Genomic DNA, 20,765 nt, shown 5'->3' with positions numbered 1-20,765 from the left:
GCGCCTTTCAACACGACGCAGGCAAGAATGCCTAGCAATCCCATCATTGTGCAAAAATACGGCGGCGCCTGTCTCGAAACGCCGGCAAAAATCCGCGCAGTCGCGAGCAGCGTCGCCGACTTGCATGGCCGTGGCCATCGTGTCGTGGCGATCGTTTCAGCGATGGGCAAGACCACCGACGAGCTCGTCAGGATGGCCTATCAGATCAGCCCGCATCCTAATCGCCGCGAACTCGATATGTTATTGACCACCGGCGAGCGCATCAGCATGTCCTTGATGAGCATGGCGCTGTCTGATCTCGGCGTGCCGGCGATCAGCTTTACCGGCAGTCAGGCCGGCGTGATGACCGATGGATCCCATTCCTCCGCACGCATTCTGGATGTGCGGCCGACTCGTGTGCGTGAAGAGCTCGATCGCGGACGCATCGTGGTTCTGGCGGGCTTTCAGGGCGTGAATCCGCTGACCAAGGAGATCACGACGCTTGGCCGGGGTGGCAGCGATACCACCGCGGTCGCCATGGCTGCGGCACTCCAAGCGGAGTGCTGCGAGATTATCAAGGAGGTCGACGGAGTCTGCTCGGCTGATCCGCGCATCGTCGCAAATGCAAAAACCTTGCGTCAGCTGGATTTCGCATCCCTATCCGAAATGTGCTTCTGGGGCGCCAAGGTGCTGCATTTTCGCAGCGTGGAGCTGGCCCACAGCCGAAACGTGCCCTTGGTCTTGAGAAAGTGGGGCGGCGCTCGACACAGCACGCAAGTGATGAAGGAGGTCGCGGACATGGAGAACGGAAGAGTCCTGGCCGTCAACTCGGTGGCTCGCATCGAGCATGTGGAGATCGATTCGGCGGACCTCAATCAAGGCTTTGAGAAGTTCGCGCAGCATCTCAAGCAAAACGCCTTGCCTTGGCCGCAACTCCTCGCCTCGGCTTTCGCCGCCGAAAAAACCCGCATCATGATGACTTCCGATTCGGAGACGCTCGACGCGTTGCTGCGCACGTTGGAGAGGAGCAAAGACCTGCGCAAACAGCGCGAGACTCTCAGTTCGGTGAGCCTCACCTGCTTCGGCGGTATTTCTTCGGACCTGCCATACAAGGCGGTTCAGATTCTGCAACGTCACGGGATCATCGCCGACAAGTATGTCTTGTCATCGCATTCGGTAAGCTTCTTTGTTCCGACGGAGCGCCGTGAGGCTGCGGTCAGGGCCTTGCATTCGCTGATCTAGTTGAAACCTGGTGAAGGGGCAATGTCGCAGAAGCCCGCAAATGCCATATGCGATAGCCTTGGGGCGAGGTGACGTTTGCACAATTTCGGAATATTAGAAGAATATTCCTGAGTTGCCCGACGTGTCAACTTGCCTCGTCGAACGCCGGACGCCGCCGACTACATTGCATGGGGTTGTTTTCGATATTTTAGCAGCGCCCCTGCGACGGCCCGATCACTTCATATCGCTCTAGCCGCCTTTCACCGCGCCCGCGGTCAGCCCCGCCACGATCTGCCGCTGCGCCAGCACGGTGAGCAGCAGCACCGGCGCCGTCACGATCAATGCGGCGGCGGCGAGCGGGCCCCAGCTCAGCTGGTCGAACGAGATCATGTTGTAGACCGCGACCGGCGGCGTGCGGGTCTCGCGCCCGGCCAGCACGATGCCGCTGATCGCCGCAGTGCTGAGGGCGCTCGCTGGCTAGTTAGCGCTCCATGATCCCGAAGTTCGTATAAGAGTGGGCCACATGTGCTTAGCGCGCTCAACGCCGCATCGTGGCGCGGACGTCGGCGGGCGTCGCGCCGTAGCGGCGGCGAAACGTGCGGTTGAAATAGGACAGATCGCCGAAGCCGGCTTCGAACGCGATGCTGCTGATGTTGCGATCGCCCCAGCGCGGATCGGTCAGCAGCCGATGGCTCTGCGTCAGGCGGGCGTTGAGGACGTATTCGGTGAAGGTCGTTCCCTCGTCGGCGAACAGGCGCTGAAGACTGCGCGGCGAGAGATTCCGACGCGCCGCGACGGTGATCAGCGTGAGGTCGGGATCAGAGAAATGCGCATGGATGTCGGCTTTGGCGGCGGCAAGCCGCGCGGCGCGCAAGCCCCGGTCCTTCGCCACAGCCGCCCCGTCGCGGGTGGCGCCGATCACCAACGCCGCGAGGTCGTAGATATGGGTGACGACGACTTGCCGTAGTTCGGGCGTCGACATCGGATCCATGCGGATCAGCTTTTGGAGATAGAAGGTAAGCAGTTTTACGGCTTCGGTATCGCGCGGCACCGGGCGCATGAGCGCATCGTCGGGATACGACACCAGCGGCGTAAGCGCGTTGCGCCGCAGCCGCAGGCTGAGGAAGCGCGCCAGTGACGGACAGATGCTCACCCACGGCTCCGCGGTCGACATCAGGACGGCATCGCCAGCAGCGCCGGTGACCTCACGCCCCCGGTGTGATAGGACGGGCGCGCCGCTCAGCGAGATGCGGAGCATGAGGTGGTCGGTGCCGTCGAGCAGTTCGCGCGTCACGGCAGTGCGTAGATTGCCGAGGGTCCAGGATCCAAAGCACAGCTCGGGCAGGGCCTGCGCCGTCGCCTCGGCGTGGAACGGCCCGTCATGCGACGGCATCGTGTCGAATTGAAAGACGCGGCGTCCGATCGCTTCGCGCCATATCGCGAGCCGGTTCTGCGCCGGCCATTCGGCGGTCGAGAATCGGAGCGTCGTGGGCTCTGGGGGCTCTGACATCATGGGCTCGTCGGCGGATGTGTCCTGATCTGTGTTGCCGCATTGTGGCACCAGTGTCCCGCTCCCGACGAACGTCAAATCCGCCACACTGGGTTCAAAAGGTTGGGTCTGGCGTCTCTGTCCCAAGTCCGTGACGCGCCAACCCAAGCAGGCTCAATCGGCCATCCCTGTACGGGGAGTCGACGAAGGAGTTTGTTGGGCGTGCGCGCGGGTTCCGTGACGCGCGTCACGGTCTCATTTGGGCAATTTCGGAATACTGGAAATATATCCCTGACTTGCCCGACGTGTCAAGTTGCCTGGTCGAACGCCGGCCGCCACCGGCTACTTTGCATGGGGTTGTTTTCGATATTTTGGCCGCGCCCCCCCTGCGACGGCCCCATAACTTCCTCACATTGCTCTAGCCGCCTTTCACTGCACCCGCCGTCAGTCCCGCGACGATCTGCCGTTGCGCCAGCACGGTGAGCAGCAGCACCGGCGCCGTCACGATCAGCGCGGCGGCGGCGAGCGGGCCCCAGCTCAGCTGGTCGAACGAGATCATGTTGTAGACCGCGACCGGCAGCGTGCGGGTTTCGCGCCCGGCCAGCACGATGCCGAACACGAAATTATTCCAGGAGAAGATCACCGCGAGGATGAAGGCGACCGCGAGCCCGGGCCTGGCGATCGGCAGCGCGACATGGCGGAACACCTGCCAGCGCGTGGCGCCGTCGATCAGTGCGGCTTCCTCCAGCTCCAGCGGCGTGGTCTCGAAATAGCCGATCATGATCCAGATCACGATCGGTACCGTGACCACGAGGTGGATGATGATCTGCGGCACCAGCGTGCCGAGCAGGCCGAGCCACTGGAACAGCAGGAACAGCGGGATCAGATACGACAGGCCCGGCGTGATGCGCGCGATCAGGATCACGATCGCCGATTTATGCGCGGCCATCCGCGCAATGCCGTAGCCGGCGGGCACGCCGACCAGCATCGCAAGCCCAGTGGCGCAGCCGGTGACGACAAGGCTGTTGCTGAAATAGGTCAGGAAGCGATTGGAGGCGAACACGTCGGCATAGTTCTTCCAGGCGAAATGCTCCGGGATGAACACCGGCGGATAGGAGGCATTGTTGATCTCGAATTTCAGCGACAGCGAGGCCATCCAGAGGAAGAACAGGATCGCCGGCGAGACGATGACGAACACCGACAGCCACAGCCCGATCCGGCCGAAAATATGACGCGGGTTCATGCGGCGTCTCCGAGCTCTGAGGTCCACAGCAGGCGCTTGCGCAGATAGAGCAGCAGCGCCGCCAGCGCCACGATCAGGAGGAAGAACACCACCGCGATCGCCGAGCCGTAGCCGAGGTCGTAATAGACGAAGGCGACGCTGTAGAGATAGACGTTGATGGTCTCCGACGCCGAGCCCGGCCCGCCCTGGGTGATCGCGAAGATGATGTCGAAGCTTTTCACCGCGTCGATCATGCGGATCATCCCGGCGATGAACAGGAACGGCATGATCAAAGGCAGCGTGATGAAGCGGAACACCTGCCAGAAATTGGCGCCGTCGATCTGCGCGCTCTCGTAGGGTTCGGTCGGGATCGCGGCGAGGCCGCCGAGCACGATCAGCATCACCAGGGGCGTCCATTGCCAGGTCTCGACCAGCACCAGCGAGGGGATCACCGTCGTCGGGTTGAACACCCAGAGCTGCGGCGGCAGGCCGACCAGCGAAAGCAGATAGTTCAAGACGCCAAGCTGCGGGTGGAACATCATGGTCCACACTAGCGCAATCGCCACCGGGGTCGCCATCATCGGCATGATGAAGATGCCGCGCAGGAAGCCGCGCGCGGCGAATTTCTGGTGAAATACCACCGCCGCCAACGTACCGAACACCAGCGGCAGCACGACCGACAGCGCGGTGTAGGACAGCGTGTGCCCGACCGCCTCGACGAAGCGCGGATCGGTCGGCAGCCGCAAATAGTTGGCGAGCCCGACGAAGACGGTCGGCGAACCGACCTTCCACTCCTGCATGCTCATCCAGATCGTGAACACCCAGGGAAAGACGATCACCGCCAGCACCACGACGAGCGCCGGGATCACGAACGGCCAGTAGGACGGCGGCCGCCATTCACGCGCCGGCGCAACGTCCCCAGAGCCTCCGGCTCTGGAGTCTTGCTTTGACGCGTTTTCTTCACGCGAACCGGTACCCACTTCGCTCGAAAACGCTTTGTCCGCCGCCGACGAAGCCTGTGTCACCACGCTCACGCTTTTTCACTACGCTCCAGGATGGGGCGGAATTGCTCATGCGCCTTCTTCAGCTCGGTGGCGGGATCAGCGCCCGACAGCGTCGCAGTCAGCGCCGCACCGACGATGTCGCGGAATTCGGCGACCGGGATGATGACCGGCAGGCCGAGCTTGGAGATCTTGGCGGAATCGACCACCGATTGCAGCCACTCCTTGGTCTTCACGCCCTTGGCGACCTCGGCATCGTCGACGATGGAATTGCGGAACGGCACGCCGCCGCCGGCCTGCAGCAGGCGGGCGCCCTGTCCGCGCGAGACCACCCATTGGCAGAGCAGGTAGGCGGCTTCCTTGTTCTTGCTCGCCGCGGGAATGCCGATGCCGTCGCCATAGGTCGAGGAGAATTTGCCCTTGGGTCCGGCGGGCACCAGCGTGTAGCCGACCTTGCCGACGACGCGCGAGGCGGCGGGGTCCTCCAGCGGCGGCGCCCAGCCGTCGGCGTCGATCCACATCGCCGCGCGGCCTTGCGTGAAGGAAGCCATCGATTCCATCCAGTTGAAGCCGGCGACGCCGGGAGGCGCGCATTTCGTCAGCAGCCGCTGATAGAGCTTGGTGGCCTCGATCGCCTCGGGACCGTCGGTCAGGATGTTGCCCTTGGCATCGAGGAATTCGCCGCCATAGTTCAGATAGAAGTTGGTCCACATCGCCATGTTGGCGTTGCGCAGGCCGCGGCCGACAAAGCCGTAGATGCCTTCCTTCGGATCGGTCAGCTTCTCGGCGGCGACCGCCATCTCCTCCAGCGTCTTCGGGACCTCGACACCCTTCTTCTGGAACAGCTCCTTGTTGTAGTAGAGGATGAAATAGTCGACCGACCACGGCAGCGACAGCATCTGGCCCTTGTCGTTGCGCGCATATTGCAGGCCGGCGGCCGAGAAATCGCTCTCGACGAGGTCCGGCGGCGTCAGGCTGGGATCCTTGAGATAGCCCGACATGTCGGCGAGCCAGCCGGCCTTCTCGAATTGCCGCTTCTGGACGTGATAGGAGAGGTGCACGACGTCGAAGCTCGGCTTGCCCGACGACAGCTCGATCACGCATTTCTGGCGCTGCTGCTGCTCGGGAATCTGTTCCGATTCGACCTTGATGCCGGTGAGCTCGGTGAATTCCTTGATGTATTTTTGCAGATTGTCGCCGCGCGGCCCCTTGGCGAGGATCACCTCCAGCGTGGTCCCGGAATATTTCTTCCAGTTGAGCTCGGCGCGGGCCGGAAATCCGGTCAATCCAACCGCGCCGGCGGCAGCGGTGCCGGCCAGCATCTGCCGGCGCGAGATCAGGTGATGCGACATGTTTCTCTCCCTGGACGGTTCTTGTTTGGGAGAGATAGTAGAGCATGATCCGGAAAAGTGGAAACCGGTTTTCCGAACAGATCATCTCAAGAAATTGAGCGAGAACGTTGATGCGATTTGCAATCGCATCAATGTTTGAGCGTCTCAACCTTCCGTGCCTAGCCCCAAATGCGCGGCGCCGCTGCATAACGTTGCGCCGCGCATGGTATGGCAGTTATGCCTTGACGAATGCAAGCAGGGTGCCGTTCGCAGCGGCCGGCGGCACGGTGATGCCGCTGCCGCTCTTCACGCCGGTTGTGCCGAGCGCCTTCTCGGTTGCGGCGAGGTCGGCCGCGATCACGAGGCCGGCGCCGCCGCGATCGGACAGGCCATCCAGCGATACGCCGGGATAACGCTTGCCGAGCTGATCCCTGGTCAGGAACACGAAGTCGGCACGATCCCCGCCGGAGGGCACCGCAACCGCACCGTCAGGATCGTGCCTCGCGGCGATATCGATCATCCGGGAGAGATGCGCGGCATCGGTCGCTGGTTCGGGCGAGACGATCAGCGCCTGTTTGAGACGTTTTGCCCCATTGGCGTGCGTCATCAGTTCGGGGATCCACACCGTCTCGCGGGTCTTGTGCTGGCAGGCGAAGATCCGGACGCCGCCGGGCGCCTCAGTGGTCGGCCACTGGAAGGTGCGGAATTTCGCGGCCGAGACTGTGCCATCAGGCAGCGTCACCGGGCGTTCGAAATCAGTCGGCCCGATCGGCGTATAGCCGCGCGCGCGGATCTCCTCGGCACCGGCGGTCGAATCCACCGCGGTGAACGCGATCCGTTCGATGCCTTCGCCGCGCTTCTCGAGGAAAGCGCGCGCCGGAGCATTGTGTTCCGTCGGCGTCAGCACGCCGAGCAATTCCATGTAGTCAGGGTCGAACATGATGGTGTAATTGCCCGATCCCATGTGCGCGCTATGGGTGCCGCGCGGCGACACGGTGAAGCCGAGCCGCCTGTAATTCTCGGCGGCCTTGTCGAGGTCTTTCACCATGACCACGGCGTGATCGATTCCGATGACGTTCTTGAGTGTCACTTGTTGTCTTCCCGGCTGGAATAGGGACTTTGCTTGAGCATGATCTTTTCGGAAAACCGCTACGCACTTTCCCGGATCATGCTTTAAAGCTAACCAGAATGACCGGACGCCCGCAAGAAAGGATCATGATGAGCAGCAATGCCGTGCGCTGGCCCAATTCGCTCTGGGCAGCAGTGACGCCACCCGGCCCGATTGCCCCGAATTGACGGGCGCGCAACAGGCCGACGTCGTCATCATCGGCGGCGGCTTCACCGGCCTGTCGACTGCGCTGCATCTGCGCGAGGCCAATGTCGACGTCGCGATCGTCGAGGCCGCCGAGCCGGGCTGGGGCGCCTCGGGCCGCAACAACGGCCAGGTGATCCCGACGCTGTCGCGCCCCGATCCCGAGGACATCATCGCAAGGCACGGCGCGGCCGGCGAGCGCTTCGTTGCGATGCTGCGCGACAGCGCGGCTATGCTGTTCGACGTCGTCAAGCGCTACAATATCGAGGCCGAGCAGGAGCAGGCCGGCTGGGTGCAGCCGGTGCATTCGCCGGGCCGGATCAGGATCGCGGAGCGGCGGGTGCAGCAATGGTCGAAATTAGGCGCGCCGGTCGAATTGCTGTCGCGCGATCAAACCAGGGACATGCTCGGCTCGGATGCGTGGTATGGCGGCTTCTGGAACAGGACCGGCGGCCATGTCAATCCGCTGGCGCTGGCGCGCGGTCTTGCGCGGACCGTGCTCGGCCTCGGCGCCCGGATCTACGCCCGTTCGCCCGCGCTGAGCTTCGAGCGCCGCGGCGACCGCTGGGTGGTGAAGACCGAGCGGGGCGAAATCTCCGGCCGTGCGCTGGTCGTCGCGACCAATGCCTATAGCGGCGAGTTCGCGAAATCGCTGGTGCCAGAGATCGCGACCGAGGTGATGCCGGTGCTGTCGTGGCAGATGGCGACGCAGCCGCTGTCGGACAATGTCCGCAAGACCATCATCCCCGGCCGGCAGGCGATGTCGGACACCCATGGCGAGCTGTATTTCGCGCGCTACGACGCCCGCAATCGCCTCGTCACCGGCGGAGCCGTGCTCGGCCCGGGCGACAAGACCGGGCGGCTGAAGGCGCGGGTGACCGAGCGATTGCAGCTGATATGGCCGCAGATCGGCGACGTCTCCTTCGACTATGTCTGGAACGGCTATGTCGGGATGACCGCGGATTTCCTGCCGCGCATGCATCGCCTCGGACCGAACGCATACGGCTGGACCGGCTGCAACGGCCGCGCCGTCGCGCTGACGATCCCGCTCGGCCGCGAATTGGCGCGCGCCGTCCAGGGCGTGCCGGAGAACGAACTGGCGCTGCCGTTCACCGAGCCGGTGCAGTACATGGCGCACGGATTGCTGCGCAAGCTCGCGCCCTGGATGCTGGTGCTCTACCGCCGCCGCGACGCGCAGGAGCTGGTCAAGGGCGATCGCTTCGAGCTGCTGCGCTGGGCGGAGTACTTCCTCGCCTCGCGCCGTTCACGGTGAACGTGGACCGACGTTGCTCTACGCGCGCGATGGCTCGATCAGGCGATCAAAGCATCGCGTTTTCGCGTAAAGTCACCGCCGGGGATCGCTGACAGCAGCGCCTGTGTATAGGGATGCTGCGGCCTGCCGAACACCTCGGCGGTCAGGCCTTGCTCGACCACGGCACCATCCTTCATCACGGCGACGAGATCGCAAATCTGGGCGGCGACGCGCAGATCGTGGGTGATGAAGATGATGGAGAGCCCGAGCTGCTGGCGCAGCCCAGCGAGCAGCTTCAGGACTTGCGCCTGTACCGAGACGTCGAGCGCCGAGACCGGTTCGTCCGCCACCAGCACGTCCGGCTTCAGCGCCAATGCCCGCGCGAGCCCGATGCGCTGGCGCTGGCCGCCGGAGAATTCGTGCGGGTAGCGATCGCCGGCTGACGGATCGAGCCCGACCAGCTCGAACAGTTTTCGCGCTTCGGCGATCGCAGTCGCCCGATCGGTGCCGTGCACGATCGGTCCCTGCGCCACCAGCTCAGCCGCCTTGCGGCGCGGGTTGAGCGAGGCGAAGGGATCCTGGAACACCATCTGGATATGGCGGGTCTCGCGCCTGATCTCGTCGCGGCCGAGTTTTGCCCAGTCCTTGCCGTTGAGCACGATCGAACCGCTGTCGGGGTCGATCAACCGCACGATGCAGCGCGCGAGCGTCGATTTGCCCGAACCGGACTCGCCGACGATGCCAAGCGTCGCGCCGCGCGGCAGGCGAAGCGAGACGTTCTTGACCGCCTCGGTGATCCGCGCGCCGCGGCCGAGAAAGCCGCCGGTGCGGTAGGTTTTCGAGACGCCCTCGATGGTCAGGATGTCCTTGCCGGAGAGGATGCGCGGCGGCGGCGCCTTCAGCGGCGGGACCGCTGCGATCAGCTGCTTGGTGTAGGCATGCTGCGGATCGTTCAGCACCTTGTCGGCCGTGCCTTGCTCGACGATCGCGCCGTGCTGCATCACCACGACGCGGTCGGCGATCTCCGCGACCACGCCGAAATCATGGGTGATGAACAGCACCGCCGTCTTCTTGCGCTGCTGCAGATCGCGGATCAGCTTCAGGATCTGCGCCTGCGTCGTGACGTCGAGCGCGGTGGTCGGCTCGTCGGCGATCAATAGCTTCGGGTCCAGCGCCAGCGCCATCGCGATCATGGCGCGCTGGCGCTGGCCGCCGGACAGCTCGTGCGGATAGGCCTTTGCGGCGGCCTTGGGGTCGGGGATGCGGACGTCCTCGAGCAGTGCCTCGACCCGCGCATTGATCTCGGCTTTCGACAGGCCGGTGTGGATTGCAAACATCTCGCCAATCTGGTCCCCGATGGTGCGCAGCGGATTGAGCGCTGTCATCGGCTCCTGGAAGATCATCGCGATGCCGGCGCCGCGCACCTCGCGCATTTCGGCGCTATCTGCGGCACAGAGGTCGCGGCCGTCGAACATCATCCGGCCCCGTTCGATGGTCACCTCGTTCGGCAGCAGCCGCATGATGGCGTTCGCCATCATCGACTTGCCGGAGCCGGATTCGCCCACCACGCAGAGGATTTCGTTGGAAGCAATCGACAATGAGACGTCGGACAGCGCATGCGGCCGGTCGGCGCCTTTGGGCAGGCGCACGGTCAGGCCGTCAAGCGAAAGGACGGTGTCGCTCATTGGCTCTTCAGCCTCGGATTGAGCGCATCGTTGAGGCCCTGGCCGACCAGCGACACCGCGAGCACGGTGACGAGGATCGCGATGCCGGGGATCGCCGAGACGTACCATTGCACCCGGAGCACGTCGCGGCCGAGCCCGATCAGATTGCCCCAGGAGGCGACGTTGGGGTCGGATAGCCTCAGGAACGCCAGCGCGCTTTCCAAGAGGATCGCGACTGCCATCACCACGCTGGCATAGACGATCACGGGCGGCAGCGCGTTGGGCAGGATCTCGCCGAGGATGAGCTGGACGTCCTTCATGCCGAGCGTCTTGCCGGCCTGCACGAATTCGCGGTTGCGCAGCGACAGGAACTCGGCGCGGGTCAGCCGCGCCGGCGCGGGCCACGACACCACGCCGACCGCAATCGTCACCGTGGTCAAGGTCGAGCCGAACACCGCGACCAGCACCAGCAGCAGCACGAAGTTCGGCAGGGTCTGGAATGCCTCGGTGATCCGCATCAGGACATTGTCGACCCAGCCGCCGTAATAGCCGGCGAAGGCGCCGACCAGGATGCCGATCAGGATCGCGATCACGGTGGCGACGCCGCCGATCAGGAGCGAGATCCGCGCGCCGTAGAAGATCTGGGCGGCGATGTCGCGGCCGGAATTGTCGGTGCCGAGCAGGAAGCGCGGGTTGGAGAACGGCCAGACCAGCGGCCGGCCCGCCAGCGCAAGCGGATCGCGCGGATAGAGGAAGCCGGCGCTAACAGCCATCGCGATCACGAGCAGCAGCAGGATCAGGCCGATCACTGCGGCCGGACTGCGGAAGTAACGTTTCACGGTGTCCATCGTCAGCCCTCCGCCGCGATGCGCGGATCGAGCCGCGCGTAGAGCAGATCGACCACGAAGTTCACGACAATCACAAGGAGCGCGGACACGAAGACGATGCCGAGCAGGGTGTTGAGGTCGCGCTGCACCACCGATTCATAGGCGAGGCGGCCGAGGCCGGGCAGCGAGAACACGCTCTCGACCACGACCGAGCCGCCGAGCATGGTGCCGGCCTGCAAGCCGATCAGCGTCACCATCGGCAGCAGCGCGTTGCGCAGCACGTGGCGGGTGATGACATGGGTCTCGTCCAGCCCCTTGGCGCGGGCGGTGCGGACGAAATCGAGGTTCAAGACCTCGAGCATCGAGGCGCGCATGATGCGCAGGTAGATCGCAAGGAAGATCAGCCCGAGCGTCAGCGTCGGCAGCACCAGGTGCGCGGCGATATCGAGCACATGCCAGATCCCCCTCTGCACCGTGCCGATGTCCTCGAAGCCGCCCGGCGGCAGCCATTGCAGGTAGACCGAGAACACCACGATCGCCATCAGCCCGAACCAGAAAGACGGCGTGGCGTAGAAGACCAGGCCAAGCGTCGAGATCAACGTGTCCGGCCAGCGGTTGACGCCGCGCGCGGCGATCACGCCGAACACCAGGCCGAAGAAGAACGCGAACGACAGTGACGCGGTCATCAGCAGGATGGTCGGCGGCAGCCGTTCCAGGATCACGGTCGCCACCGGCTTGCCGTAGATCGAGGAGAAGCCGAGATCGAGCCGCACCAGGTGCCACAGATAGCTGCCGAGCTGCGCCGGAACCGAGAGGTCGAGCCCGTAGAACTTGCGCAGCTGTTGCGCGGTCGCAGCATCGCCGCCGCCCATCTGCGCCATCAGCGCATCGACGGTGTCGCCCGGCGCGAGCTGCAGCAGCAGGAACACGCCGATCAGGATCAGGAACAGGGTCGGGATCGAGGCGGCCAGCCGCCGCCCCGCAAGGCTCAGAATACGCATGCCGCTATCTTGACTGATCCAGGGCTAGAGCGCGACGACTTTCGTCGTCGTGCTTTCTCGCTCTTTTTGTGCATGATTCAGTCGGAAAACCGGTCCCCACTTTTCCGGATCATGCACTAAGCCACAGATCGTGCCAGCTCGCCGAGCCCCAGCGCGGGGTGTTGGAGTGGTTGCGCGCCTTTGCCGTGATCACGGTGACGAAGATCTGCTCGATCGGCATCCAGACCGGCAGCTCGGTGTTCACCTCCTTGACGAAGTCGGCATAGAGCGCCTTGCGCTTGACCGGATCGACTTCGGTCGCGGCATCGTCGATGGTCTTGTCGACGGTCTTGTCCTCCCAGCCCCATTGGTTGGTCCACGGCGCGCCCTTGGGCTGGCCGGAGCGGTACCACACCGTGGTCGAGACCGCAGGGTCGTTGCGGTACTGATGCCAGCCGGTCGCGAGATCGAAGGCGTGGTCGTCATAGACCTGCTTGAGGAAGCCGCCGCCGTCGTTGCGCACGATGTCGACCTGGATGCCGACTTCTCCCAGCGACTGCTGGATGAAGGTCGACCACAGCGAGATGTCCTCGCCCCACGGGGCCGGCAGCAGCTTGAGCGAGAAGCGGTTGCCGCCGGAGGCCTTGAAGCCGGCCTCGTCGAGCAGCGCGATCGCCTTGGCCTTGTCGTAGGGATATTGCGGCGTGTTCGGCCCGGGATAGAAGTCGGTCGAGGTCGAGGGGATCGGGCCGGTGCCGAGCTTGGCGAAGTCGCCCAAAAAATTCTCGATGAAGAACGGCACGTTGATCGCATGCGCAATGGCGCGGCGGACGCGGATGTCGGACAATTCCTTGCGGCGGAAGTTGAACTCGATGGTGTTGGTGCGGGCGTTGCCTTCATTGCCCTTGGTCTGGACGATGAAGCGCTTGTCCTTGCCGAGCCGCGCCATGTCCGAGATCGTCAGCCCCGAGAACGGGCTGTAGTGCAGCTCGCCGGCCTCCATCTGGGCCGCCGCGGCGGCGCGGTCGGTGATCACCTTCCAGACGATGCGGTCGAGATAGGGCGCGTTCGGCCGCCAGTAATCCGGATTGCGGTCGGCGATGATGTATTGCCCGCGCTCGTATTTGACGAATTTGAACGGGCCGGTGCCGACCGGCGCCAGATTGGTCGGGTTCTGCCTGATGTCGCCGCTCTCATAGAGATGCTTGGCGGAGATGTAGCCGAGGTCGGGCAGGGCCCGGAGCAAGAGGTTCAGCGGCATCGGCCGCTCGTAGCGGAAGATCGCGGTCTGCGGATCGGGCGTATCGACCGATGTGAGGAACAGCTGCAGCGTCGATCCGTAATTGAGGATCTTCTTCCACATGTTCATCGCGGTGAAGGCGACGTCATCCGACGTGAACGGCTTGCCGTCGTGCCAGGTGACGCCCTTGCGCAGCTTGAAGGTGACGGTCTTGCCGTCCGGCGTCGCCTCCCAGCTCTCGGCGAGCACGCCGACGGGCTGGCCGTTGGCGTCGAGGTCGACCAGATTCTCCTGGATCTTGCCGCCGATGATGTAGACGCCGGTCGAGGCCTGGATGCTCGGGTTGAGCTGGCGCTGCTCGGCGCCGTAATGGACGTTGAACACGCCGCCCTTGCGCGGGGTTTCCTGCGCGAATGCCCGCATCGGATTGATGACGTTGGCCGCAATCGCGGCCGAGGTCAGAAGGGCCGTGCGGCGGTTGATCTCAAGGCGGGACAAATCCATACGCGGGGTCTCCGGAACATACATAAAGGCTTGCATCGGGCGGCCAGCCGATCGGCTCTCCGCCCCTTTTGCGATGTTACGATGGAATGGGAACCCGAGTCATTTTCTAATGCCTCGGCCTTTTGGCGGATCATTTCCGAAACCTGAAGTGGCGCGCCGCAGCGCATCGCAACCCGAATTGCGGGCAACATTGTCGCACACAGGCGGCGCGAGATGCGTCGAGTGATTCTCTTTAGGGCCCGCTTCGGGAGCCCCGAAGCCGCGCAAACGCTGTAATTTTAGGGGTCGGAAGCGACTTGACTGGAAAAAACACTGGAAAAAACCCTGATTCGGGGGCTGTCCACAGCGATATTGCTGTGGTGAGTGCAGAAAACACTGTTTTTCTCGGCGTTTTCCGCCATATCGTGCCCACTCCAGAATCAATGGAGCAACCATGGCTACCCAACTGTCGAAGTCGCAAGTGATCGAGAAGATCGCGACCACCACCGAACTCTCCAAGCGCGACGTCAAGAACGTTTTGGACTCGCTCGTCGATGTCGGCCACAAGGAGCTGAAGAAGGCCGGGGTGTTCCTCGTCCCCGGCTTCGCCAAGTTCGTTGTGGTCAAGAAGCCGGCGACCAAGGCGCGCAAGGGCACCAACCCCTTCACCGGCGAAGAGATGATGTTCAAGGCCAAGCCGGCCCGGAAGATCGTCCGCGCACGGCCGGTCAAGGCCGCCAAGGACGCGGTTTAAGAATAGAAGGCCTCCGGTGACGGAGGCCTTTTGCTTTTGAGCCGTCGCTTCCTGCCGTTGGTTGCCCGCTTGAGCGTTTTCGAGCGAAGTGGACACTGGTTCGCGTGAAGAAAACGCGCCAAAGCAAAGTCTCGAGCTCCGGTTTCCGGTTGAGCCAGGACCGGGGCTCTAGACCACCGGCGATCGGCCACCATCGACATTGATGGCGGTGCCGGTGATGTAGGAGCCTTGCTCCGAGGCCAGGAAGCAGGCGAGGTTGGCGAACTCCTCCGCCGTGCCGATGCGGCCGAGCGGCGTGCCCTTGGCAAGGCCCTTGGCGAATTCCCCGAAATCCGTGTTCGGCGCCTGGGCCGCGTGCCGCTTGACCCATTGATCGCTCATGATCAGGCCGACCAAGAGCGCATTCACCAGGATGTTGTGCTCGCCGCCTTCATTGGCCATGACCTTGGTCAGCGCCATGCCGGCGGCGCGTGACACCGAGGTCGGAGCTGAATTGCCGGCCGGCGCCTTCGCAAAGGTGTTGAGCACGTTGATGATGCGGCCCCATTTGCGCTGCTTCATGCCCGGCCACACCAGCCGGCTGAAGCGGATCGCGGCGAACAGTTTCAGGTCGAGGTCCTCCTGCCAGGCCTCGTCGCTGATGTTCTCGAAGGCCAGCGTGCGCGCGGTGCCGGCGTTGTTGACCAGCACGTCGATCTTGCCGAGATCCGCGACGATCTGCTCGTACGCCCTCGAGATGTCGGCGGCCTTCGCGACGTCGCAGACGTAATCGCGCACCACGAGGCCGTCCCTGGCGAGTGCCTCGCGCGCCGCCGTGAGGTCGGCCGCGCCGCGGGCGAGGATCGCGACCTTGGCGCCGGATTCCGCAAACCGCCGCGCCACTGCGATCCCGATGCCCTTGCTGCCGCCGGTGACTACCGCGACACGGTCCTTCATGGATAGGTTCATTGTTGTTCTCCCTGGGGCTGGCCCTGAGAGAACGCTATCAAACCGACAGCGCGACCAACAAGGTCATGCAGAGCAGGTGTGCTGTGACAATCAGTGCGAGATGGAGCGGGCCGGGCATCGGATGTCTCCATTGTGGTGCGCGGCTTGATGCTCCATCAGGTGGGCACCGCCGCTCGTCTCCCTCCCCCTGAAAGGGGGTGGGCGGGGTGGGGGTTGCTCTCCGCGGACGCAGGCGTCTGTGGAGGTAGGATCCCCACCCGATTTGCGCTTGCGCGCAAACCGACCTCCCCTTTTCAAGGGGAGGTGGAAGGCCAGCGCTAGTTCAAGCTTGCGCTGGCCGTAAAACTGCGGTCGACGGCCTTGCCGACGTCCAGCGTCTTGCCGAGGATGCCGTAGCGCGTGGCGCGGTCGGAGGCGGCCTGCACTTCCTTCACCACGGCCTCGTCGATCGCGATCGGGCTGGTCTTCTGCGCGGTGTAGGCGGCGAACAGCACGTCTTCCGGCAGCTTGGTCAGTTCGGCCGTGTTCCTGGCATACTCCGCGACATGGTCGAGCGACCAAAGCCGCGCCTTGTTGAGCCGCTGCACCAGATCCTGCACCGCGGGGCGCTTGGTCGCGATCGCGTTGTCGGAGGCGACGATGAAGGTGATGGTCGGCGTCAAGCCCTCGCCATCGGCGACGACACGCGCATTGTCCTTCAGCTTGGCGTAGGAGATGTACGGCTCCCACACCGCCCAGCCGTCGATCGAGCCGGCGAGCAGCGCGATCTTGGCGTCGACCGGGCCGAGCGGAGCGAAAGTTGCGTCCTCGACCCTGCTGCCGGCTTTTTCCAATGTCGCACTGATCAGGAACTGGCCCCAGCCGCCCCGCGTGCCGGCAAGGCGCTTGCCCTTCAGATCGGCCGCCGTCTTGATCGGCGAATCCCCGCGCACCAGGATCGCCTGGGTCCGAGCATCGGAGCGCGTACCGCCGATCGCCTTGATCGGCGCGCCCGACGCATAGACCGTGAGGAAGGACAGGTCGCCGGTGTAGCCGACGTCGAGCGCGCCGGCATTGATCGCCTCCAGGATCGGGGCTGCGGCCGGGAATTCCGACCACTCGATCTTGTAAGGCAGATCCTTGGCGAGGCCGGAGATCTCGAGCAGCGAGCGGTTGCCGCCCTTCTGGTCGCCGACGCGCAGCACGATCGCATCAGCCGCGAAGGCTGCGGCCGATGTCGACAGCGTGATCACGGCCGTGATCAGCGCGGCCGCGGTGCGGCGCGTGAAACTATAGGGAGAACCCGGACGGGTCAGTCTGCGCATATGCATTTTCTTTCTGATTCATTCGCTGCTCGTCGGAAGGCGCGGCAGCGTTCGATCAAGTCTATGAGCAAGCCGTTCGCCGTCAACGAAACGGAAAACTGAAATCGGCCCGCGCGCAGCAAGGATGATCTCGCCGAGCCCTTATGCGTAGAAGACGTCGCGCAAGCGGCCGTCTTTCGCTCAAATTTGGTGCAATCGATGCCGTTCCGTTGCACGTCTGGGCCGCGACGAGCGCGAAAATCCTTTCATCGTCGCGCGCTGCGATCGTGGAGAGTTCAGCTGCCGCGTCGACTACATTCGAAATTCCATTTCATTGACGGTGAACTTGTCGCGCCGCATCATTTGCGCGTTGCTTTGAGGGCAATAGCGCCGGAGAAATCCGCTTTTTCTAAACCATGAGCTTCGAACGACGGGGCGTGCAGACGGAGACGTTTTGCGCGCGGGGCGGAGCCTTGCCGAAATGCAGGAGTGATGATGTCGACGGATAACAAGAAAACGGTGATGGATCGCCGCACCTTGCTGCGCGCTGGCGCCGCCGCAGCCTTTGCCGCGCCGATCGGCGCCTATAGCGCGCAGGCCTTCGCGCCGCGCCCGGTCGCATCGGCGATCGACTTCTCCGAGTTCCCGATCTGCAAGACCGCCTCCGATGCGCCGCCGCTGACCGGTGCGCCGCGCAAGCTGAAATTGTCCTGGAACGCCGGCGCGGTCTGCCTCGCGCCGCTGCCGGTCGCTATCGACCACGGCTTCTTCCAGAAGCAGAATCTCGATGTCGAGCTCGTCAACTATTCGGGTTCGACCGACCAGCTGCTGGAGGCGATCGCCACCGGCAAGAGCGACGCCGGGCTCGGCATGGCGCTGCGCTGGTTGAAGCCGCTCGAGCAGGGTTTTGACGTCAAGATCGCCGCCGGCACCCATGGCGGCTGCATGCGCGTCTTGACCCGCACCAATTCCGGCGTCGGCAAGCTCGCCGATCTCAAGGGCAAGATCGTCGCGGTCGGCGATCTCGCCGGTCCAGACAAGAACTTCTTCTCGATCCAGCTCTCCAAGCTCGGCATCGACCCGGTGAGGGATGTCGACTGGCGCGCCTATCCCGGCAATCTCTTGAACGTCGCGGTCGAGAAGGGCGAGGTGCAGGCCTTCCTGTCGTCGGACCCGCTGGCCTATCTCTGGCTGAAGGACGCGCAGTACAAGGAGGTCGCCTCCAATCTCGACGGCGAATACCGCGACAAGAGCTGCTGCATCGTCGGCCTGCGCGGTAGTTTGGTACGGGAAGAGCCTCACGTCGCGCGCGCCATCACCCAGGCGCTGCTCGATGCCGCGATGTTCACCTCGCAGAATCCGGACAAGGCGGCGAAATCGTTCCAGCCCTATGCGCCGAAGGCAGCGAGCCTCGCCGATCTCGAAGCGATGGCGCGTTACCACACCCATCACCATCATCCCACCGGCGAAGTGCTCAAGCGCGAGCTCAAGGGCTACGCCGACGACCTGAAATCGGTGCAGGTGTTCAAGCAGAGCACCGACACGGCCAAATTCGCGGAGCGGATCTATGTCGACGTATTCAGTGTCTGACACGACGGCCGCGGCTGCGCCGCGCGCGGCGGTCACGTTCTCGAACCTCTCCGGCAGCTACGGTGTCGGCCTTGCGGCGAGCCTTGTCTGGCTCGCGTTCGGGCTGTCGTGCCTCTATTGGCCGGATGTCGGCGACTGGTCGCGGACGGAATCGCTCGGCATCGGCGCGATCGTCATCGCAGCCTTCATCCTGTTCGGTACATTCAGCGCGGATTATCTCGGCAGCGCCGGGCAGGCATTGCGCAAGCGCGCGCCATGGATGGTGGCCTTCGGCGCCTTCGTGACGCTGTGGGAGGTCGCCACCGCGAAATTCGCCTGGCTGCCGCTGCCGTTCTTCCCGCCGCCGCAGTCGATCCTCGAGGTCTACACCGACGATCTGCCGAAGCTGCTCGACAGCGTGTTCGCCTCGATCAAGCTGCAGCTCGGCGGCTACATCATCGGCGCGACGATCGGCTTTATCACCGGCGTCTCGATCGGCTGGTCGCAGAAGATCGGCTACTGGGTGCATCCGGTGCTGCGCTTCATCGGTCCGCTGCCCGCCACCGCCTGGCTGCCGATCGCGTTCTTCACCTTCCCGTCGAGCTGGAGCGCCTCGACCTTCCTGATCGCGCTTGCCACCGGCTTCCCGGTGACGGTGTTGACCTGGTCGGGTGTCGCGAGCGTCAGCACCGCCTATTACGACGTCGCGCGCACGCTCGGCGCCAAGCCGTCGTTCCTGGTGCTGAAGGTCGCAATTCCTGCCGCGCTGCCGCATGTGTTCGTCGGCCTGTTCATGGGGCTTGGTTCGTCTTTTGCCGTGCTCGTGGTCGCCGAGATGATCGGCGTCAAGGCTGGGCTCGGCTGGTACCTGCAATGGGCGCAGGGCTGGGCGGCCTATGCCAACATGTATGCAGCGCTGATCGTGATGTCGCTGCTCTGCTCCGGCGCGATCACGCTATTGTTCCGGACCCGCGACCGCCTGCTGGTCTGGCAGAAGGGTGTCGTCAAATGGTAGTGCAGTCCGCCGCCGAGGCAATCACCTATCCCGCCGTCGGCGCCGAGCTCGACATCGAGGGCGTCAGCCATGCCTTCGATATCGACGGCGCTGTGCTGCCGGTGCTCGACAATGTAAATCTGTCGATCGCGCCCGGCGAGTTCGTGGCACTGCTCGGCCCGTCCGGCTGCGGCAAGTCGACCTTGCTGCGGCTGGTAGCCGGGCTGGAGAAGCCGCGCAGCGGCGCGCTGCGCGAGGATGAAGTCCGCATCAGTGGCCCGCACCCGTCGCGCGTCGTCGTGTTCCAGGACCCGACGCTGTTTCCCTGGCGTTCGGTGTGGGACAATGTCGCGCTCGGGCTGGAAGCGCAGGGCATCCTGAAGGCACAGCGGCACCGGGTCGATGCCGTGATCGAGCTGGTCGGCCTGTCGTCGTTCCGCAACGCCTATCCGCACCAGCTCTCCGGCGGAATGGCGCAGCGCGTGGCGCTGGCGCGTGCGCTGGTCAACGATCCGAAGATCCTGGTGCTCGACGAGCCGCTCGGCAAGCTCGACTCGCTGACGCGGATCGCGATGCAGGCCGAGCTCGTGGCGCTGTGGCAGCGCAAGGGCTTTACCACGCTGCTCGTCACCCATGACGTCGAGGAAGCGCTGGTGCTCGCCAACCGCGTCATCGTGCTCTCCGATCGTCCCGCGCAGATCAAGGCCGATATCGCGGTCGCCCGGCCATACCCGCGGCATCGCGGCGATCCCTATCTGGCCGATCTGCGCAAGCAGATCCTCGGCCTGCTCGGACTGGAGGCGACATGGTGACGACAGCGGCGAGGGAGCTGCCGCCGGCGAACGAGCCCGAGCACATCGCGCGCGCATTGCGGCTCGCCGAGGTGTTTGCTGTGCGTGCGCCCGTACATGATCGCGACGCCAGCTTTCCCTTTGAGAATTTCGCTGACCTGTCGCGCGAAGGCCTGCTGGCGCTGACCGTGCCCGTGGCGCTCGGCGGAGGCGGGGCGGGCGCGCGCGATGCCACGCGCGTGCTCGGCCTCATCGGCAAGGCCGATCCGTCGACCGCGCTGGTGCTGTCGATGCATTACACTCAGCATCTGGTGATGGCGCGCAGCACGCGCTGGCCGGGCCGGCTGGCGCGCAAGCTCGCGAAGGAGACGGTCGAGGGCGTGGCGCTGATCAATGCGCTGCGCGTCGAGCCTGAACTCGGCTCG

General features: G+C 64.4%; 17 protein-coding genes and 2 pseudogenes. 7 read left to right on the top strand and 12 right to left on the bottom strand.

The genetic code is table 11. The annotated features are described in order from the left end of the window. Nucleotides 1-27: 27 nt before the first annotated feature. A complete protein-coding gene (locus H8B02_RS16280; RefSeq protein WP_229167162.1) occupies nucleotides 28-1,221 on the top strand; it encodes an aspartate kinase in 1,194 nt (397 codons plus the stop codon). A 228-nt stretch (nucleotides 1,222-1,449) separates the two neighbouring features. On the opposite strand, the pseudogene H8B02_RS16275 reads toward H8B02_RS16280, so the two are convergent. From H8B02_RS16275 to H8B02_RS16250, 6 genes and pseudogenes are all read right to left on the bottom strand, one after another. Continuing rightward, nucleotides 1,450-1,650 (bottom strand): annotated as a pseudogene (locus H8B02_RS16275) (carbohydrate ABC transporter permease); the annotation flags it as partial. A gap of 88 nt (nucleotides 1,651-1,738) precedes the next feature. Continuing rightward, the gene (locus H8B02_RS16270; RefSeq protein WP_229167161.1) at nucleotides 1,739-2,857 is read right to left on the bottom strand and encodes a helix-turn-helix domain-containing protein; all 1,119 of its coding nucleotides are present in this window, start codon (nucleotides 2,855-2,857) and stop codon (nucleotides 1,739-1,741) included. 250 nt (nucleotides 2,858-3,107) lie between these two features. Next, nucleotides 3,108-3,932 (bottom strand): carbohydrate ABC transporter permease, encoded by an 825-nt coding sequence (locus tag H8B02_RS16265; RefSeq protein WP_229167160.1) that lies wholly within the window; start codon nucleotides 3,930-3,932, stop codon nucleotides 3,108-3,110. Then, complete coding sequence (locus H8B02_RS16260) at nucleotides 3,929-4,780, bottom strand: carbohydrate ABC transporter permease (RefSeq protein WP_229167159.1); 852 nt, start codon at nucleotides 4,778-4,780, stop codon at nucleotides 3,929-3,931. Before H8B02_RS16260 ends, H8B02_RS16265 begins: the two co-directional genes overlap by 4 nt. Before the next feature lie 161 nt (nucleotides 4,781-4,941). Then, the gene (locus tag H8B02_RS16255) at nucleotides 4,942-6,264 is read right to left on the bottom strand and encodes an ABC transporter substrate-binding protein (RefSeq protein WP_229167158.1); all 1,323 of its coding nucleotides are present in this window, start codon (nucleotides 6,262-6,264) and stop codon (nucleotides 4,942-4,944) included. Between the two features lie 214 nt (nucleotides 6,265-6,478). Further along, the gene (locus tag H8B02_RS16250; protein ID WP_229167157.1) at nucleotides 6,479-7,333 is read right to left on the bottom strand and encodes a VOC family protein; all 855 of its coding nucleotides are present in this window, start codon (nucleotides 7,331-7,333) and stop codon (nucleotides 6,479-6,481) included. Between the two features lie 128 nt (nucleotides 7,334-7,461). Between H8B02_RS16250 and H8B02_RS16245 the strand changes: the two are divergent. Then, nucleotides 7,462-8,828 (top strand): annotated as a pseudogene (locus H8B02_RS16245) (NAD(P)/FAD-dependent oxidoreductase). 38 nt (nucleotides 8,829-8,866) lie between these two features. Here H8B02_RS16245 and H8B02_RS16240 read toward each other — a convergent pair. From H8B02_RS16240 to H8B02_RS16225, 4 genes are all read right to left on the bottom strand, one after another. Next, entirely contained in the window at nucleotides 8,867-10,492 is a 1,626-nt protein-coding gene (locus H8B02_RS16240; protein WP_229167156.1) for an ABC transporter ATP-binding protein, read from the bottom strand. Then, nucleotides 10,489-11,319: an ABC transporter permease gene (locus H8B02_RS16235; protein ID WP_229167155.1), complete on the bottom strand. Its 831-nt coding sequence runs from the start codon at nucleotides 11,317-11,319 to the stop codon at nucleotides 10,489-10,491. The genes H8B02_RS16240 and H8B02_RS16235 overlap by 4 nt, the downstream gene beginning before the upstream one ends. A gap of 2 nt (nucleotides 11,320-11,321) precedes the next feature. Next, nucleotides 11,322-12,299 carry an ABC transporter permease gene (locus H8B02_RS16230; RefSeq protein ID WP_229167154.1) on the bottom strand — a complete coding sequence of 326 codons (978 nt, stop codon included), beginning with the start codon at nucleotides 12,297-12,299 and terminating at the stop codon, nucleotides 11,322-11,324. Nucleotides 12,300-12,408: 109 nt separating this feature from the next. Then, entirely contained in the window at nucleotides 12,409-14,022 is a 1,614-nt protein-coding gene (locus tag H8B02_RS16225) for an ABC transporter substrate-binding protein (RefSeq protein ID WP_229167153.1), read from the bottom strand. Nucleotides 14,023-14,455: 433 nt separating this feature from the next. Here H8B02_RS16225 and H8B02_RS16220 point away from each other — a divergent pair, with 433 nt between their 5' ends. Continuing rightward, entirely contained in the window at nucleotides 14,456-14,755 is a 300-nt protein-coding gene (locus tag H8B02_RS16220) for an HU family DNA-binding protein (RefSeq protein ID WP_021077434.1), read from the top strand. A 168-nt stretch (nucleotides 14,756-14,923) separates the two neighbouring features. On the opposite strand, the gene H8B02_RS16215 is transcribed toward H8B02_RS16220, so the two are convergent. Next, nucleotides 14,924-15,703 carry an SDR family oxidoreductase gene (locus H8B02_RS16215; RefSeq protein ID WP_229167152.1) on the bottom strand — a complete coding sequence of 260 codons (780 nt, stop codon included), beginning with the start codon at nucleotides 15,701-15,703 and terminating at the stop codon, nucleotides 14,924-14,926. A gap of 317 nt (nucleotides 15,704-16,020) precedes the next feature. Next, nucleotides 16,021-17,007 carry an ABC transporter substrate-binding protein gene (locus H8B02_RS16210; protein ID WP_229167151.1) on the bottom strand — a complete coding sequence of 329 codons (987 nt, stop codon included), beginning with the start codon at nucleotides 17,005-17,007 and terminating at the stop codon, nucleotides 16,021-16,023. Between the two features lie 471 nt (nucleotides 17,008-17,478). Between H8B02_RS16210 and H8B02_RS16205 the strand changes: the two genes are divergently transcribed. The 4 genes from H8B02_RS16205 to H8B02_RS16190 all read left to right on the top strand — a co-directional run. After that, a complete protein-coding gene (locus H8B02_RS16205) occupies nucleotides 17,479-18,576 on the top strand; it encodes an ABC transporter substrate-binding protein (protein ID WP_376711669.1) in 1,098 nt (365 codons plus the stop codon). Then, nucleotides 18,554-19,570, top strand: coding sequence for an ABC transporter permease (locus H8B02_RS16200; RefSeq protein ID WP_229167149.1), 1,017 nt, complete (start codon nucleotides 18,554-18,556; stop codon nucleotides 19,568-19,570). Before H8B02_RS16205 ends, H8B02_RS16200 begins: the two co-directional genes overlap by 23 nt. Beyond that, nucleotides 19,564-20,361: an ABC transporter ATP-binding protein gene (locus H8B02_RS16195; RefSeq protein WP_229167148.1), complete on the top strand. Its 798-nt coding sequence runs from the start codon at nucleotides 19,564-19,566 to the stop codon at nucleotides 20,359-20,361. Before H8B02_RS16200 ends, H8B02_RS16195 begins: the two co-directional genes overlap by 7 nt. Further along, on the top strand, nucleotides 20,355-20,765 hold a 411-nt coding region (locus H8B02_RS16190), incomplete at its 3' end, for an acyl-CoA dehydrogenase family protein (protein WP_229167147.1). The genes H8B02_RS16195 and H8B02_RS16190, both read left to right, overlap by 7 nt.

This window comes from Bradyrhizobium altum (assembly GCF_020889705.1).
Classification (GTDB): domain Bacteria; phylum Pseudomonadota; class Alphaproteobacteria; order Rhizobiales; family Xanthobacteraceae; genus Bradyrhizobium; species Bradyrhizobium altum.
The sequence above is the reverse complement of the archived record's forward strand: the minus strand, read 5'-3'. Positions and strand labels throughout refer to the sequence as shown.

Excerpts from the sequence above, each read along its gene's own strand:
- H8B02_RS16280 (WP_229167162.1), top strand. The coding sequence starts at position 28 with ATGCCTAGCAATCCCATCATTGTGCAAAAATACGGCGGCGCCTGTCTC.
- H8B02_RS16265 (WP_229167160.1), bottom strand. The coding sequence starts at position 3,932 with ATGAACCCGCGTCATATTTTCGGCCGGATCGGGCTGTGGCTGTCGGTG.
- H8B02_RS16255 (WP_229167158.1), bottom strand. The coding sequence starts at position 6,264 with ATGTCGCATCACCTGATCTCGCGCCGGCAGATGCTGGCCGGCACCGCT.
- H8B02_RS16240 (WP_229167156.1), bottom strand. The coding sequence starts at position 10,492 with ATGAGCGACACCGTCCTTTCGCTTGACGGCCTGACCGTGCGCCTGCCC.
- H8B02_RS16235 (WP_229167155.1), bottom strand. The coding sequence starts at position 11,319 with ATGGACACCGTGAAACGTTACTTCCGCAGTCCGGCCGCAGTGATCGGC.
- H8B02_RS16230 (WP_229167154.1), bottom strand. The coding sequence starts at position 12,299 with ATGCGTATTCTGAGCCTTGCGGGGCGGCGGCTGGCCGCCTCGATCCCG.
- H8B02_RS16225 (WP_229167153.1), bottom strand. The coding sequence starts at position 14,022 with ATGGATTTGTCCCGCCTTGAGATCAACCGCCGCACGGCCCTTCTGACC.
- H8B02_RS16220 (WP_021077434.1), top strand. The coding sequence starts at position 14,456 with ATGGCTACCCAACTGTCGAAGTCGCAAGTGATCGAGAAGATCGCGACC.
- H8B02_RS16215 (WP_229167152.1), bottom strand. The coding sequence starts at position 15,703 with ATGAACCTATCCATGAAGGACCGTGTCGCGGTAGTCACCGGCGGCAGC.
- H8B02_RS16210 (WP_229167151.1), bottom strand. The coding sequence starts at position 17,007 with ATGCGCAGACTGACCCGTCCGGGTTCTCCCTATAGTTTCACGCGCCGC.
- H8B02_RS16205 (WP_376711669.1), top strand. The coding sequence starts at position 17,479 with ATGATGTCGACGGATAACAAGAAAACGGTGATGGATCGCCGCACCTTG.
- H8B02_RS16200 (WP_229167149.1), top strand. The coding sequence starts at position 18,554 with ATGTCGACGTATTCAGTGTCTGACACGACGGCCGCGGCTGCGCCGCGC.
- H8B02_RS16195 (WP_229167148.1), top strand. The coding sequence starts at position 19,564 with ATGGTAGTGCAGTCCGCCGCCGAGGCAATCACCTATCCCGCCGTCGGC.